The sequence below is a fragment of the Salinibacter sp. genome (assembly GCF_036626415.1).
Taxonomy (GTDB): Bacteria; Bacteroidota; Rhodothermia; order Rhodothermales; family Salinibacteraceae; genus Salinibacter.
This window is the reverse complement of sequence record NZ_JAZKRW010000069.1, coordinates 1-16,014: the sequence shown is the minus strand read 5'-3', so window position 1 is coordinate 16,014 and position 16,014 is coordinate 1. Positions and strand designations below refer to the sequence as shown.

Here is a 16,014-nt window from a genome sequence, read left to right as displayed (position 1 = left end):
GGCTCGACATGTGCGGCTACGCGGACCCGGGTTCGACTCCCGGCATCTCCACAACGTTTGCCCCTGAATCGCCTTTTGCGGCGGCTCAGGGGCTTTTCTTTTGTCCGTGGGTCAGATATTGGGTAAGAAAGTGCGTTAAATCCCCTCCTGATCACATTCTGGTACAGTGCTTTCCGTCCGGTATTTTTCGCATCGCGGCCGTCAGGAAGAGGATCGAGAGAGTCTTCTGCTTGGCGCTCCAACTAGTTCGGCATCCCAACCGGCTCAGCAACTCTGGCCTTGGCTCTGCCAAATCCGCCGGACTTGTCCTATCAGGCTCTGGGTTGGAGCGGTAGCTTCCTTCTTGTCAACACCGGTCGTGCTAAACGCCGGCAACGCGATCCGTCCCAGTTGGGACAGATGAAACGCAACTATTCAGCTTCGCACCCTGCGTCTTGACGCGACAAAGTGCCCACCAGAGGCTAGAAACCATCAACCCATTCGGCCCTGCCTTTCGCTGTCCAACTTCGCTTTGCGGAGAAAACGCGGCGCCATCTTACATTCCTTGGCTAGTACTACTTTGTTACTGAACGGCTTTCCTTCGGGGGCGGCGCTCGGCTGAGCAGGTGCGCGAACGGTTCCCCCAGCTCGGGACGCTTCATCTGCGCCCACCGCTCGACCAGATCGGTCAGCAGCGCGAGGAGGACTTGGCGATGCACCTCCGGCAGCGTCGGTAGAACGGACGGCGACCCCGCCTGCCAGCGGGTGAGCGCGAGAAAGCTGTAGGAGAGCATCGCCAGTGCAACGTGGCGGTGCAACCCGTCCCACAGCCGGCCTTGGAAGTCGCCGAGACCGCAGTGCTGCTTGCTGTCCTGATAGAACTGCTCAATAGGCCAGCGGGATCGCACGGCCATAGCCAGTTCTTTCAGAGGGGTTTCCGCCGGAAGGTTGCTGAAGTAGTACTTCGTCTCGCTCTCGCCGCCATCTTCGCCCGGCAGTCGCTCGGCGATCAGCCAGCCCTCCTCGCTCGTTGTCGTGCGGTAGTCGTCCACGCTGCGCGTCTGGTTGCCCTTACCCCAGTGCACGGGAAGCGCGGTGAACTGCCGGCGCATCGGTCCCTTGCTGCCCTCACGCCAAGTGATTGTCTCCCATGCCTTCTTCGGCAAGCCTGAAATCACCCCGTCGACGCGGTACAGCGGAGCTGGATGGCGCTTCGGTTTGCGCCCGAACTTGCCGTTGCGCTTCGGAGGGGGCGCTTCGCGCCTGGCCTGAACCTCACTTGGTTTGCGGACGCCGAAGTTGCACTTCACCGCACAAGCGTAGCGTAGCTCGCGCTCTTCGAGTCCTTCAAAGAAATCGCGGAAGTGGCCGTAGGCCGCATCCGCCGTGACAAGTTCGAACGGCACGTTCCAGTCGATGGCCCGGTCGATCAAGTCGAGCGCGATCTCGATCTTCGACTGCCTCTCGATCTCGCCGGGCACGTGAGCGCGTCGGCGGCGCTCCTCGTTGGAGGCCCAGTCGTCCGGGAGAAAGAGCCTGCCACTGATCGGCCAGTGCATCGGCGTAGACGGCGTCGGTCCTTCGGCGACGTACTCAGCAGTGACGAACGCCTGGCAGTTGGCTCGCTTGCCGAGTTCGCCGCAGTATTGATGGGTGACGCCCACGGAGTGTTTTCCCTGCTTCGGGAACGTCGTATCATCGATGGCGAGCATCCCGCCAGCGGGACTGGCTTGGGCCATCTGCTCGGTGCGCTGCCGGTCGAGGGCTACCGCCTCCCAGTCGGCATCAGTGAGCAGGTACTGAAGCCGTTCCGTGGTCGTGTCGGCCACGGCCGAGGCGATCCCGTCGCAGGTCTTTCGCGGAAGGTCGGTGAGAAGTCCCGTACAGTAGCGCTCGAAGCTCTCTTGCGAGGACGAATGAGAGAAAATCGGCATCAGCGGCTGGAGGAAGGCATCCAGGCCAGGAAGCGGAGTAGGCGAGGCTTTCGGCGCAGAACTAAACCACCCTCGACTGGAAGTCGAGGGGTTTTTTGGAGGGCGTGACGACTGGAAGTCGGCTAAAGCTGAGTCTCCTACCGTGAAGTCCGGGTCGGGTGGTTCCTGGTCGTGTCCCTCGATGTAGTCTCGGATCTGCTCTTCCGTAACACGGCCGCTCGTCGCGCAGAAATACCCCCTGGCCCAGAAGTGCCTCCCCCAGTATCGCTTTCTCAGATGGGCGAATTCCTGCTGCAGCTTGCGCGACGACGGGCCTCCCACCTTCTTCATCAGATCCGATGGGCTCAACGTCGGCGGACTCGACCCGAGGATGTGCACGTGATCCTTGCCGACGTGCCCTTTCTCGATCCGTACGTCGAGACCGAGGCAAGTCTGACGGATCAGCTCCCGCGCCCGATGGGCCACCTCGCCTTTCAGTACGTGATATTTCAGTACGTGATATCGGTACTTTGTCACCCATACCGGGTGATATTTGATCTCGTAGAGTGTATGCGACCCGCGTCGGTATCCGCTCATCTGTTCTCTGGGGAAGCACGTCCTTCGTGGAAGTCCTCGCTCCCCGGAAGATAACAGCTAAAGCGGCTCGTCTGAAAGACGAGGGTTTGAGACCGAGTTTGTGGAAATCAAGGCCTACGTCGACTGCACCGCCTCCTGCCGGTGGACCTTGATGCGTATCGCATCGGCCATCACAAATGGATAGTTGCCCTTCAGAGGTCGCTCGGCCCAGGCCATCGATAGCCAGGCCCGAATCTGCACGTCGAGTCGCTTCGTCAAATCCGAGACAGTCTGTCGGCTAAATTCCCGACCGCTGGGCCCGTGGTTGCCGTGCACCATACAGCTCGTTCTAGAGCGATCCTCGGATGCGACAGCGAATGGTCAAGGGTTAAGACTGCATTCGAACCGGTGAGTCTGTAGGTTGGTCGTTACCGCTGAAGCAGATCAGAAAAGGATCGAGTTTCCATTCTATCCTAGAACCTATTGCTCTGGCGGTTACGTTTTGTTCTCAACCCGCAACAGGGATTGAGGTCAAACCCTCCATGCTCTACAACCGGCCTGTTATATATCTTATTGTTTTGCTCGCGGTGACGGGGTGCAATCCGATTGACTCAGATCGATCGGAGCCATCACTCTTCGTTAGAAAGAGCCCAGAGAGTACAGGTGTCACGTTCAGGAATACGCTCGGAAATTTCCAGAACTATCTCTATTATTACAACGGAGGTGGTGTGGCTGTAGGGGATGTAAACGGTGATGGACGACCGGATCTGTATTTTACGGCTAATCAGAAATCGAACAAGCTCTATCTCAATGATGGGGGCTTTCACTTCGAAGATATAACAGCGCAGTCTGGTGTAGCTGGATCGGCCGACTGGTCGACAGGGGTAACCATGGCCGACGTGAACGGGGACGGCCGGCTCGACATCTACGTCTCGGTCGTCCATGGCATTCACGGGATGGAGGGCCACAACGAGCTATACATCAACCAGAGGGTTGACGGAAACGGGGTTCCCCAGTTCAAGGAACGCGCATCCGAGTACGGGCTCGACCTCCAGACGTACGGGACGCAAGCAGCGTTTTTCGACTTCGACCTCGACGGAGACTTGGACGTGTATCTTTTAAACCACTCGACCCACGAGGAGCAGACCCGTAGATCTGTGGAACTGCGCTATCAACGGCATCCGAAAGCGGGTGACCGGCTTTTGGAGAACCGGGATGGTACGTTTGTCGACGTGAGCGAGGAAGCCGGGATCTATGGCGGTCCCACCGGTTATGGACTCGGAATCTCCGTGAGCGACCTCAATACAGACGGCTGTCCGGATCTCTACGTGGCCAATGACTTCCACGAAGACGATTACCTTTACATCAACAACTGCGACGGAACGTTTACAGAGCAGCTCCGCTCCTCCATTGGGCACACAAGCCTCTCGTCGATGGGAACAGACGCGGCGGACATCACCAACGACGGGCGGCCCGACCTCATCGTCCTCGACATGCTCCCCGACGATGAAGCTGTTCGCAAGACGTCTGACCGGCCCATCTCACGGGACAGCCGCAATTTTTATCGGCGGAGTGGTTACTATCCACAGTACGGTCGCAATACCTTGCAGCTGAATCAGGGCCACGGTCGTTTCAGCGAGATTGGCTATCTCGCAGGCGTTGAGGCGACGGACTGGAGCTGGGCGCCGCTGCTCGCGGACTACAACCTTGATGGGCACAAGGATCTCTTCGTCACGAATGGGATCTACCGCCGGCCCAACGACCTCGACTACCTAAAGTATGCACGAAGCGCCTCTTCGAAGGAGGGTCGGGAGCTTCTCCAGCGCATGCCGAAGACGCCGGCGCCGAACTACGCGTTCCATAATGATTCTTCCGGCCTCGGCTTCACGGATGTATCAACCGATTGGGGACTCGATGAGAACGGCTTTTCGAACGGTGCGGCCTACGCAGATCTTGACAATGACGGAGACCTCGACCTCGTAACGAACAACATCGACGCGCCCGCCTCCATCTTCGAGAACCGCGCCAACCGGCTTACCGACCATCACTATCTCCGCGTCGACCTGAAGGGGAAGGACGAGAACACCCAGGGCATCGGGGCGAAGGTGACGGTGCACCACGGGGGCACCCGACAAATGCAGGAGATGGTGCCTACCCGCGGCTATCAGTCTTCGGTCGGGCAGCGCCTGCTTTTCGGCCTTGGTGACCGGCAAATCGTCGACAGCGTTTCTGTTGTCTGGCCCGACCGCCGCGTGGAGACCCAAGCCGACGTGACCGCCGATCAGACGCTTACTCTCCAACAGTTGGACGCAAAGCTACGTGCGTCCTCTCCTGCCCGCCCTCCGCCGGGTGACATTCTCTTCAAGGACGTGACCGACGAGATAGATGTGGCATATCGTCACAGAGAGACCGATCCGGTCGACTCCGTCCGTGAGCCTCTCATTCCGCATTCGCTCTCTATGGAGGGGCCAGCCCTTGCCGTGGCTGACGTGAATGGCGACGGGCTCGACGACCTCTTCGTCGGGGGGGCAAAGAATCAAGCTGCCCACCTATTCTTCCAGCAGTCGGACGGGAGCTTCGTCTCGACGAATGAGGAGACGTGGCAGCAGGACGCATTGCATGAAGACGTGGACGCCGCCTTTTTCGACGCGGACGGCGACGAAGACCTCGATCTCTACGTCGTAAGTGCAGGCAACGAGTTCTGGGGCAAGGCAAATGCGTTGCGGGACCGACTCTACGTCAACGATGGAACGGGGACCTTCCGACGGTCCGCAGATGCGTTGCCGGAAGAGATGTACGCGAACGGAGCCAGCGTGACCCCTGGCGACTACGATAGAGATGGGGACCTCGACCTCTTCGTCGGAGGTCGGGTCGTAGCCCGGAAGTACGGGAGGATTCCAGAGAGCTACCTGCTGGAGAACAACGGCTCCGGCCACTTCACAGATGTGACCGGTGAAGTCGCGCCCGGTCTCCACAAAATTGGGATGGTGACGGACGCCGTCTGGGCCGACGCGGCCGGTGATGACCAACCCGACCTCGTCGTCGTAGGTGAGTGGATGCCGATCACCGTGTTTGTTCAACGGGACGGTCGGTTGACCAACCGGACCTCGGAGGTTGGACTCGAGCACACGGCAGGCTGGTGGAATACGATCGCGGCCACCGACGCGGACCACGACGGTGATACTGACTTCGTGGGGGGTAATCTCGGGCGTAACGCGGCGTTCGAGGCGAGCCAGGACGAGCCCGTACGGGTCTACGTCAATGACTTTGATAAAGATGGAAACACCGATCCAATCCTTACGCGCTACCGGCACGGGCGGAGCACTCCGATCGCTGGACGTGACCGCCTGGCCAAGCAGTTGGGCTTCGTTAAGGACAAGTTCCCAACCTACGAGTCGTTTGGCGCGGCCACCGTCGAAGAGATCGTACCCTCTGGAACGCTGCCTTCGGCGACGGTGCACGAAGCGACAACATTCGAGACGTCATTTGTGGAAAACGAGGGGGATAGCACTTTCAGCGTCCAGCCTCTTCCCACCCGTGCCCAGTTTTCCCCCGTATACGACGTGTGGACTCGCGACCTCGACCGAGATGGACATACAGATCTCATCCTCGGCGGCAACTTCTACGGCGTTGCACCCGCACAGGGCCGGTACGACGCGAGTTTCGGTACAGTTCTCTATGGAGATGGAACTGGACAGTGGACGGCACCGCCCCCGGTTGCCACAAATCTCTATCTAGAGGGTCAGGTCCGTGCCCTGCGTTCGCTCCGAGGAGCCAGTGGTGACCTACTCCTGGTAGCCGCCCGCAACGGCGCTCCTCTTCAGCTTTTCAATATTGAGGTCTCCGTCCCACCATGATAGCCGCGGTTGCACTTACTCAGTGGTGTCTCGATCTCGCAAAAATTCGACGAGATCAGCCACCTCCTGCTCCGTGAGTCCCAACTCTTTCGGGCCAGGCATCATGCTAACGTTTAGCTGCGTCCGGTCGGTGACCCGCTCCTTCGCGATGACGTGCTCTCTCCCACTCGGATCCTTGAGGACGATGTTCTCCTCGTTTTCCGCTTCAAGAAACCCGTACAGAACATTCCCATCCGAGGTGCTCACCATCGAGGGCAGATAATCGTGCGCCAGCCCACTGTTGGGCTGGAGGAGGGCCCGGATCATGCTACTCCGCCCGAACATCTGCCAGGCGTTGGTGAGGGGCGGCCCGACGTCCTGGCCCGCCTGGCCCACGCGGTGACAGGACGCGCACTTCTGGTAGTATGCCATCCGTCCGTCTTCCGCCGATCCGGTGCCGGGGACATCCGTGGCTGAGAACGAGACCATATCCGAGGTTCCTACCAGGTACCGGCTCGCGAGGGTGCGCACCGTCCGGTCAGGGTTGTCGAAGATGTGGGCCTTGACCGAGTCGGTGGCGACGGTCGGCAGCCGGTCCTCAATCACCAGCTTCATGAGGAGACGGCCCCCGGTCGGGTCCTCGGCCATCGTCGCCGCGGCCCGCGTCCGGTCGGCGGCCGCGGCCTGCTCGTCGAGAAGCTGCTCCTGGAGGCCGGTCATCTCCGCGAGGGCCTCCGTGCCGGGCCCGGCCTGCTCCTCGGCCTCCCAGTCGCGGAGGTCGTGCCACTCGTTCGTGCGGCGGTAGTCGAGCCACCACTGCGCCCGCTCGGCCACGCGGTCCTGGTCGGTCTGGGCGGCGAGGGCGGTCATCGCCTCGACGGCCGCCTCGGTGTCGATGAAGCCGAGGGCCACCATCGCCCGCTTCTGCTCGTCCCAGCTCACGTACGGGGAGGCGGCCCGCTCGCGCAGGGCGTCGACGGCGCCCGGCGGATGCAGGCGCCAGACGAGGTCGGCCCACGCGCGGCTCCAGTCGGCCGGCAAGGCCGGATCCATCCGCGAGGATAGGAGCTGGTAGACAGCCTCCTCCTCCCCCTCGGCCGCGAGCCCGTAGGCCTCCAGCTCAAACCGGTCGCCCGGGTGGTAGTGCCGGGCCAGGGTCACCATCAGCTCCTCGCTCTTCGAGAGGGGCACGTCGCGAAGGAAGATGGCCACCGCCCGCCGAACGGCCGGCGACGGATCCGATCCCAGCGCCCGGGCGTGCTCGAGCACCATGCTCGTGTCCTGCACCTGCCGCAGCGCCCGGAAGGCGGCGGTACGGATGCGCGGGTTGGAGGCCTCGAGGAGCCCTTCCACCCGCGCCTCCCCCTCCGGCCCGAGGTTCGCGAGCATCCACACGCCCCGTGCCCGGTGGTACGGGTTCTCGGCGTCGAGGAGGCGGGCGACCTCCCCGGCGACGGCGTCGCCCTGCGCCTCCAGGCGCTCGAACCCGAGGTAGCGCACGTTCTTGGCGGGATTTTTCAGCGCCTGGAGCTGGCCCTCGGTCGTGCTGAGGTCGATCTCGGGGGTCTCAAGCTCCCGATTCTCCGGATGGATGCGGAAGATGCGGCCGTAGCCCGTCGAGTCGGTCATGGCGTGGCCGCCGACCCGCTCGTCGTACCAGTCCGCCACGTAGATCGACCCGTCGGTGCCGATGGCGGCGTCGCTCGGGCGGTACCACCGCGCCTTGTTCTCGACCTCCCAGTTCTGGTAGGCCTCCGGGTCGAGGACCGTCGAGTCGGGAAGCGTGCTGAAGAAGCTGGTCTTGTCGAGGTCGAAGCCGGCCCCGTCCGGGGAGGTGCGGTAGCCGAAGACGGTGTTCTTGCCGGAGTCTACGCTCAGGAGCAGGCCGCGCATCTCCTCGCCCAGCGTGCCGCTCTCGTATACTTCCGATCCCGACGGGGCCCCCGGCCCGGTCCGGTCGCCGGCCGGCAGCACGCCGGGATCCTCCTGGTGCCAGTGCGCCGTGAAGGTGCCCTGGTCCGGGCGCCGGTCAGCATCCCATGACCGAGTGCCATCCCGGCTGAAGTACCCGTAGTTGCCGCCCTCCATGCCCCAGAGCACGCGGGTGGAGGCGTTGCCGTCGTCGTCGTTGTCGTTCATCCAGATGTCGCCGAAGGAGTCGGGCATGCCCTCGTAGGGGTTCCGGTAGTTGTCGGACATCACCCGCAGGCCGGTGCCGTCCGGGCGAATGCGCAGCATCAGGCCGCCCGGGTGCACGTGCCCGTCGTCGCTAACAAGATCTGGCGGGCTTTCCTCTTCACTTGCGTATATACTGCTCGAGCGGAGGGTCCAGCCCGCGCTGTCGGTCACGATGTGGGGCCCGGCGTTCCCGGTCGAGAAATACCACCGGCCGCCCGGCCCGGCTGAGATCGAGTGCACCCCGTGGTCGTGGTCGAGGCCACCGAAGCCGGAGAGAAAGACCTCCCGTTTGTCGGCCTTGTCGTCCCCGTCGGTGTCGGTGTAGAGGTAGATCTTCGGCGAGGCCGAGACCAGCACCCGGTTCCCGAAGACGGCGATCCCCAGGGGAGCAACGAGGTCCTCGTCCTTGACGAAGACAGTCGACTCGTCTGCCCGGCCGTCCCCGTCGGTGTCGTCGAGTATCACGACCCGCTCGCCCTGCGGGCGGGAGCGGCGCCCCTCCGGCGGGTTGTTGAAGCTCCGGTAGTCGACCGCTTCGACGGCCCAGACGCGCCCCTCCGGGCCCACGTCGATGTTGGTCGGGTTGTAGAGCTGGGGCGACTCCGCCCAGACGGTCGCCTCCAGGCCGTCGGGCAGGTAGGTCGTATCCGGGTGGGTGGCGACCGGAAACTGGTCGGTGGGCGGGCCTTCTTGTTGAGCTTGTTGAGCACTCACCGGCGTGCTGATCATGCTGGTCAATATCACCAGCCAGACTCCCGGGAGTAAGCGTTGTAAGGAAGACATGAGACCGGAAAGAACGAGACTTGAAAGAGACGGAAAATTGCCAAGCGGAAAGTCAGCCACGTAGCTGCACGAAGGCAGACAGTGCGAATACGAAATACGCGTAGTTCCCAGTCGCAAATACGGCGGGAACATGATCGGCAGTTCTCCGGGCCGTTTCCAGTTTGCGAAGGGGACGGACCCTGACTGGAGGACTGATTCGAGCCCTGACGACCGCGGTATGTGTGCCGATGGTCCTCATGGTTTGAAAAGAGATGGCAACTAGTCTCCAACAGTCCACCAACTCTTCAATCTCCAGAGCATTTGGACTTCACAACCATCGATGCGTGGCCCCGTCACGCGCTTTCTGTGGCTGTCGAGCAACAGACTGTCTCCAGTGTTGCACCGCATTCTCGATAAAAGTCACCTCCGCGGAGGAGATCCTTCAAAGGTCAAGATCCTTCAAAGGTCAAGTGGTCACCAGAGTTGTCGACTTCGACATTGACAAGATTCGACTGAGCTGTGGGAAGCCACGTTTTATCAGTATGTTGGACCCGAAACTAACCCTGTAAGGTCGAACACCGGGAGAGAAAGATCATGTAGTCTAGGTAGGAGATTCCATCACTTGAATCTGAAGACGCGAAAGACCCTGCCCCTTGTGGGAAAAAGCCGAAGAAGGAAGCTTCTAGTAATTCGGGTTTTGTACCAGATTTGGGTTCCTCTCCATCTCGGCTCTTGGAATCGGCAGGAAGTATGCCTTTTTTCGCCATCGACGATTGTCGATGTCGATGACGTTGTACAAGAAGTTATATTGGTATTTGACCAGTTTCTCTCCGTTCTCATCGAGGCGACCGACGATGTTTACCCCATGTCCGTCCTCGTAGGCCTGCGGAGCGATCATCCACCGACGCACGTCGAAAAACCGGTGCTGTTCGAAGGCCAATTCAACCTGGCGCTCCTGGCGAACTCGCTCCAAGAGCGTCCGGTTCGGTCCTCCATCAGCGGGCACATCGGGCATCCCCACACGTGATCGAACCTTGTTTAACGCCCGAACCGCGTCGTCCGTGTCTTCGAGTTCAGCCGCTGCCTCGGCGTAATTCAGCAGAACCTCCGCATAGCGAATAAACGGCCACGGATTGAAGGCTTGGTCGGTATGGGGAAGAATGCTGTCTTCCACAAACTTCACCGCGTTGTACCCGGTATGTGATCCGTTCCAGTCCTGAAAAGGTCCTCTGCGGGAATCGAGGCCGGGACGAAGGTTTTCCTGATTCGGCATCTCGTACTCGCCCGGTTGATATATGCCCTTAGGGTCAATGTTGGCCGGGCCTGAAGGTCTTGGTCGCCATTCTGCACCATTGTAGAGAATGTTTGCGTAGAAGCGCGGATCACGGTTCTTGTATGGATTCTCGACATCGATCGGCTCTTCGGCACTGACGGGATCTCCCCCTTGCCACTCGAACTCCGATCCGTCAGCCATCTCATAGGAGTTAATATGCTGCTGTAGAGGCGCGTCCCCAGTCCAACTCAAATACCCGTTGGGAGACTGCCACAGCGACATGTTGTGTGCGCCCCCGGCCGAGGGATCGTAGAACCGGGCCCAGATAACACCACTATGGGTTTCCTTCGTCGCAAAGAGATCGTGATACTCTCCTGGGGTGCTTGCTTGCGCAAGACTGTAAGCACCCAGATCAATTGTAGATTGGCAGGCGCTTTTCGCCTTTTCCCAACGATCCTGCTGGCTACCTCCCGTATAGCCGGTAACTTCCATGCCCGACGGGTTCTGGTTGTAGAGGTCGCTCGCCGCGTACAGCAGGACTCGGCACTTCAAAGCGTGTGCTGCACCCTTCGATGCAGCTCCCGGACGACGACCTTCGATGGATAAATTGCTGGCCGCGGTGTTCAGGTCGCTCACAATGAAGTCCACCGTTTCCTTGAACGAGTTACGCGGAACCTGAAAGTTCTCCGGATTCTCCTCGAGGCTAAAGACCTTCTTGATGACTGGCACTCCGCCATACGTCCTCAAAAGGTTGTGGTAGAAATAGCCCCTCAGGAAGCGCGCCTCGGCCAGTAGCGTTCCTTTTTCGCTCGAAGGAAGTGCGTCGCTAGCCTGAACGTTTTTCAAAAATATGTTGACCTTTCGGAGTTGGGAGAAGACGTTTTCCCAATTGAACCGCGTTAAACTGGGAAATCCTGAGTCCGAAAAGGATCCCTGATCAGTAGGGGTTATGGTCGACTGCATAACAGGCTGGGACGACCAACCGTGGGTGAAATGCGACATATCCACCAGCGAGGCGGTCGTAGGCGAACCGAATCCACTGCCTGTGTTTGCATAGATCCTGTTCAGGAAGGCCTTCGTGAGGCCAGCATCCTGCCAGACGTTCTCGCTGGGAAGCTCATCTCTCGGTTTCACGGTCACTGGATTATCGCATCCCCCCACGATCAGCAGAGAGCACGCGAAAGCAATGCAAAGTGTACGCGTTAATAATCTCATGGGGCTCATCTGAAGCATAGAAGATTCCGTCTCTTTGGTGTGCATTCACTCTCCCGGCGTCCCTAGCGTGCGTTCGGCTCGCTGTCGGGTGCTAGAATCCTAAATTCACCCCCACCGTAAACTGCCGCTCGGGCGGATAGGCCTGTGCTCCTCCGGCTCGAACCTCAGGGTCACCGATTTCTAGTGGGGTGAACGTGACCAAATTTCTCCCGCTCAGGTAGAGCTCTAATCGGTCCATACTGAATTGCTGTGAAAGGTCAGCCGGCAGAGTGTATCCGATCCGTGCATTTTTCAAGCGAAGGTATTGTGCGTCCCGGATCCAGAATGTACTCATGTTCGAGGCCCAGTAGGGCTCATCGCGATTAAAGGCCCGCGGCCCAGAAGCGTCCTTGTTTTCTGGCGTCCATCGGTTCTTCGCAAACTCCTGAAAGTAATTCCCGAACTCTCCCTGCGCGGAGGTGAACACGTTGTGGTGCACTCGGCCCGCGCCCTGGAATTGCGCCTGCACGTCGAACTGGCCAAACGTGGCTCCTAAGTTGAAGGAGCCGATGAGGTCTGGCTGGTTATTGACATCCAGACGCTTCCGGTCGTCTCCGTCGATCTTCCCGTCTCCATTGAGGTCTTTAAATCGGACATCTCCCGGCCTCGCACCGGGCCAGTGGGCCTCGGCGTTGTTAATTTCCTCCTGAGTGCTCCAAATCCCATCCGCAATGAAGACGACGGGGGTATTCATGGGCTTTCCCTCCGCCCGCTGCCGTTGGAGTTGTCCCTCCGGCTCGGCAATAAACTTGATTTCATCTTTTGCCCAGCTAAGGTTCGCCCCGACACGGAATGACATGTCCGAGGAGACGTTCTGTGCGTACTGGATCCGCGATTCGACGCCCCGACTGTCCACCTCTCCGATATTCTGATCCGGAAGGCTGAAGCCGGCCGTCTGCGGAATGGCTGCACCGGCTGTGAGCAGGATGTCCTCCCGTTGCTCCTGGAAATACGTGAAGCCGAACGTCAGCCGTTCGCTGAGGATTGCTCCCTCAAGGCCTACGTCAAGTTTGTTTGCCACCTCCCAGGTAATAGACGGGTTAGGCACGCGCGTCTGCACGAGTTGAGGTTCCACCCCGTCCCCATATGGAAACTGGTTGTTCCCAAACTCGAATGATCGGAGAAACTGGAACGGGCTAACCTGGTCGTTCCCCACCTGTCCGTAGGAGGCACGGACTTTCAACCGGTCGAAGAATTTCCCCGTGAAGTTGTTGAACCAGCTTTCCTGCCCCAACCGCCATCCTGCAGACACGGTCGGGAAAAATCCATATCGATTTCCCTCTGGAAAGATGTAGGATCCATCATACCGGGAGACAAACTCGAGAAGGTACTTCTGCTGGTAGTCGTAACTGAATCGACCGAAGAAGCTCAGTCGCTTCCGTTCATAGGAGGTTCCGGTGTTATTCCGCTGACTTTGCCCTCCCGCGAAAAGCTCTGGGAGCTGGTCTGTCGGGAAGAAGCGACGGAAGGCCTCCATATCTTTCCCCTCCGTCCACTGGTACTCGGTGCCGACCAGCGCACTGATATTGTGGGCTTCCAGGAGTAGGGTCTCGTAGCTGGACGTTGCTCGTAATAGTACGTCCTGCGTATTACCCATTGACTGGTTTAGCCTGGGATCTCCCACTCCGACCTCCACGGGTGACAAGATGGGATCCCCATTCTCATCACGTCCGGTGAAGTTGTATAGGGTCCATGGCTTCTGGAACTGCTTGAAGTCGTCAAACCTGTGGTCGTAGGCAACCACGCCCTCGGCGCTCCACCCTTCGACGGCGGGAATGTCCACGTCAAGATTTGCATTGGTCTGTATAAAGTAGGTCTCGTCATTCTGGAACCCAGTTCGTTTCGAAACGACTGGATTCACTCCCTCCTCCTGTGCTGGTCCGGGCTTCCCATTCGGGAAAAACGCCGGATCAGTGGGCTTGCCGCGCTGGAGCATTTCCCAGGCCGAGTTCATGCCACGAGTCCAGGATGGGAGTTCTCGATTTTCCCACCGGCCGTGGACATCGAGGGCCAGCGAAACGTTCTCGCTGATATCTCCATCGAGGTTGCTGCGAAAGCCGAGTTGATTGAATCCCGTGCCGCTGTTTACCAGAATTCCATTTTCGGTAGCCCCCTGCAGCGAAACGCGGTACCGAAGGGATTCAACGCCGCCGCTTACGGATGCTTGCGCGTCAATCTGACGGGAAAAGTCCTTGAGGCCCTCCTCGTACCAGTCCGTGTTGTGTCGTTCATAACTGTCCGACAGATCGCCCCGATGTGCATCGATTTCTTCCTGCGAAAATCGAGGTGACGTCCCACGGTATTGATCGAGTTCGTTTAACATCTGCATATACGTCGGCGCGTCTGTCATTTCCGGAACAGTCGTCGGTGCACTCCAACCGCGCTCAACGTTGATGTTAACTCGCGTTTCCTCTGATTGTCCTCGCTTGGTTTCAACGAGAATAACGCCATTGGCTGCCCGGGCCCCATAGATGGACGCCGACGCATCCTTCACTACCGAGACGTTCTGAATGTCGGATGGGGCTAGCCGTGCCAAGCCACCTTGACGGCCTGGGACTCCGTCGATCACGACCAAAGGATCGTTGTTGTTAAGCGTGGAGGTCCCTCGAATCAAGAGGTCTACATTGTCTTGACCGGGTCGCCCGGTGGCCTCTACCCCAAAAACTCCTGGCAACGTCCCCTTCAAGGACTGGGTTAGATTGGTGGTCGGCTCGATTTCCAGATCGGCGCCGGAGATTTGACTTACGGAGCCGGTTGTCGTCTCCACAGCCTGTTCTTGATAGCCGACGTTTACCACCACCTCCTCCAGGGCCGTGACGGCAGGCTGAAGTGGCACGCTGATCTGCGAACGCTCATCAATGGGAACTTCCGTTTCCTGGTAGCCCACAAAGGAGAAGGCGAGTGTGTCTGTCGGGGAGGGGGCCTCCAGAGTGAACGTTCCATCCGACCGAGTCGTCGTCCCAATCTGTGTCCCCCTCACGACGATATTCACCCCTGGAAGGGTCGTCCCCTCCCTGGCGTCGGTCACCTCGCCAGTCACTGTGTGCTGAGCGAGCACCGGGGCAGGCAACGAACTGACCCCCAGAAGGATCAGTCCCACAAGCAGAGGGAGACCTTCCCTCACCCATCGTGCTGCTGAAACGTTACCACACCCGATAAGCACCGTCGATAAAGTCGAAACGAATGGCCACTCTTTAAGCTTCCGCATAATGTGTGTAGTCGTGATCGACTGCCTTTGTAGATTAAAGCCCGCCTAAATGAAGCTTTCGAAAGAAAGTGTCCGGCTCACACTCGCAGCTGACGGTAAACTCTGATAGCGTATCCTGAATGTCTCCCATGCCGGGCATGGATTTTAAAATCCCTCAAACATTTGGGGCGCCAGATCCGAATATGAATTTTTTGTAGTCTCTGGAAGCGCTACCATAGCTAGAGTTTCACAGAGTAAAAATCAAACTTTGGGAACCCCTGCGACTTTATTCACTTTTTTCTCACACGAGTAATCTTACTGTAACCCAAAGTGTAATCTTACCAGTCCACTGATCCTGAAGATCAGCAAGAATAGGAAGATCTTTAAAACGATGACCCGGTCGGCCGCCGCGTGAATTGATTTCGGATGCCCCTGGCCAATTCGGCTGAATGTGGTCTCGATCCTGTTACGGTAGACGGGGGTCTTTCGGGATACGTGCAAAATGTCAACGTAGTGGAGAGTCTTTGTCGACTAGTGCCCCTGCACAACTGCTCAGACGGTTTCGAGCCGCGGTCCTCCGGTGCTACAACCGCCAGCGTCTGCCGGCGGTCGGCGATGCGCACAGTTTCCACGCAGGAGAGATGAAGGGAACGAGCGCCACGACATCTGCGAGTTCTCTCGTTTTCAGTTGTGCAAGCCCACTAGGTCCAGTGATTCCGTCTCAAGCGGGAAAGGATGGCCCACACTGGACAATATCATGGAGGCCGCCCGCTGGCGGGCCATCGATTGCGTGGTGGTCCGGAAGTTCGATCGCTTTGCCCGTGGCGCGTCCCACCTGATTCGAGTCCTCGACGAGTTAGGTCACCTGGGCATCTGCTTCGTCAGCGAACAAGGGCAACATCGACCCCGACAACCCGATGGCAAGGCCATGTCCGCGATCATCGGCGCGATGGCCGAGCTCGAATCGTCGTTCACTTCCGAGCGGGCAGAAGCGAGCATGCAGACGACCGAAGAAGAGGGGAAGCACGTCGGATGTCCACCGACGCCCGACGAGAC

At 59.3% G+C, this 16,014-nt stretch carries 7 protein-coding genes and 1 pseudogene; 2 read left to right on the top strand and 6 right to left on the bottom strand.

Annotated elements, in window-relative coordinates; all coding sequences use genetic code 11:
- Positions 1–554 precede the first annotated feature (554 nt).
- From V5A20_RS08920 to V5A20_RS08910, 3 genes and pseudogenes are all read right to left on the bottom strand, one after another.
- On the bottom strand, positions 555–1,937 hold the full coding sequence (locus V5A20_RS08920; protein WP_442978434.1) for an IS701 family transposase: 1,383 nt from the start codon (positions 1,935–1,937) through the stop codon (positions 555–557).
- Between the two features lie 120 nt (positions 1,938–2,057).
- Positions 2,058–2,489, bottom strand: a pseudogene (gene tnpA, locus V5A20_RS08915) (IS200/IS605 family transposase); the annotation flags it as partial.
- Positions 2,490–2,603: 114 nt separating this feature from the next.
- On the bottom strand, positions 2,604–2,807 hold the full coding sequence (locus V5A20_RS08910) for a transposase (RefSeq protein ID WP_332327151.1): 204 nt from the start codon (positions 2,805–2,807) through the stop codon (positions 2,604–2,606).
- Positions 2,808–3,010: 203 nt separating this feature from the next.
- Between V5A20_RS08910 and V5A20_RS08905 the strand changes: the two genes are divergently transcribed.
- The gene (locus V5A20_RS08905; protein WP_332327150.1) at positions 3,011–6,325 is read left to right on the top strand and encodes a VCBS repeat-containing protein; all 3,315 of its coding nucleotides are present in this window, start codon (positions 3,011–3,013) and stop codon (positions 6,323–6,325) included.
- A gap of 15 nt (positions 6,326–6,340) precedes the next feature.
- Here V5A20_RS08905 and V5A20_RS08900 read toward each other — a convergent pair whose 3' ends face one another.
- The 3 genes from V5A20_RS08900 to V5A20_RS08890 all read right to left on the bottom strand — a co-directional run bounded on the left by V5A20_RS08900 (position 6,341) and on the right by V5A20_RS08890 (position 14,979).
- Positions 6,341–9,226: a PVC-type heme-binding CxxCH protein gene (locus V5A20_RS08900; RefSeq protein ID WP_332327149.1), complete on the bottom strand. Its 2,886-nt coding sequence runs from the start codon at positions 9,224–9,226 to the stop codon at positions 6,341–6,343.
- Between the two features lie 700 nt (positions 9,227–9,926).
- Entirely contained in the window at positions 9,927–11,777 is a 1,851-nt protein-coding gene (locus V5A20_RS08895) for a RagB/SusD family nutrient uptake outer membrane protein (protein ID WP_332327148.1), read from the bottom strand.
- Positions 11,778–11,823: 46 nt separating this feature from the next.
- On the bottom strand, positions 11,824–14,979 hold the full coding sequence (locus V5A20_RS08890) for a SusC/RagA family TonB-linked outer membrane protein (RefSeq protein ID WP_332327146.1): 3,156 nt from the start codon (positions 14,977–14,979) through the stop codon (positions 11,824–11,826).
- A 736-nt stretch (positions 14,980–15,715) separates the two neighbouring features.
- Here V5A20_RS08890 and V5A20_RS08885 point away from each other — a divergent pair.
- A partial coding sequence (locus V5A20_RS08885; RefSeq protein ID WP_332327145.1) for a recombinase family protein occupies positions 15,716–16,014 on the top strand: 299 nt, incomplete at its 3' end.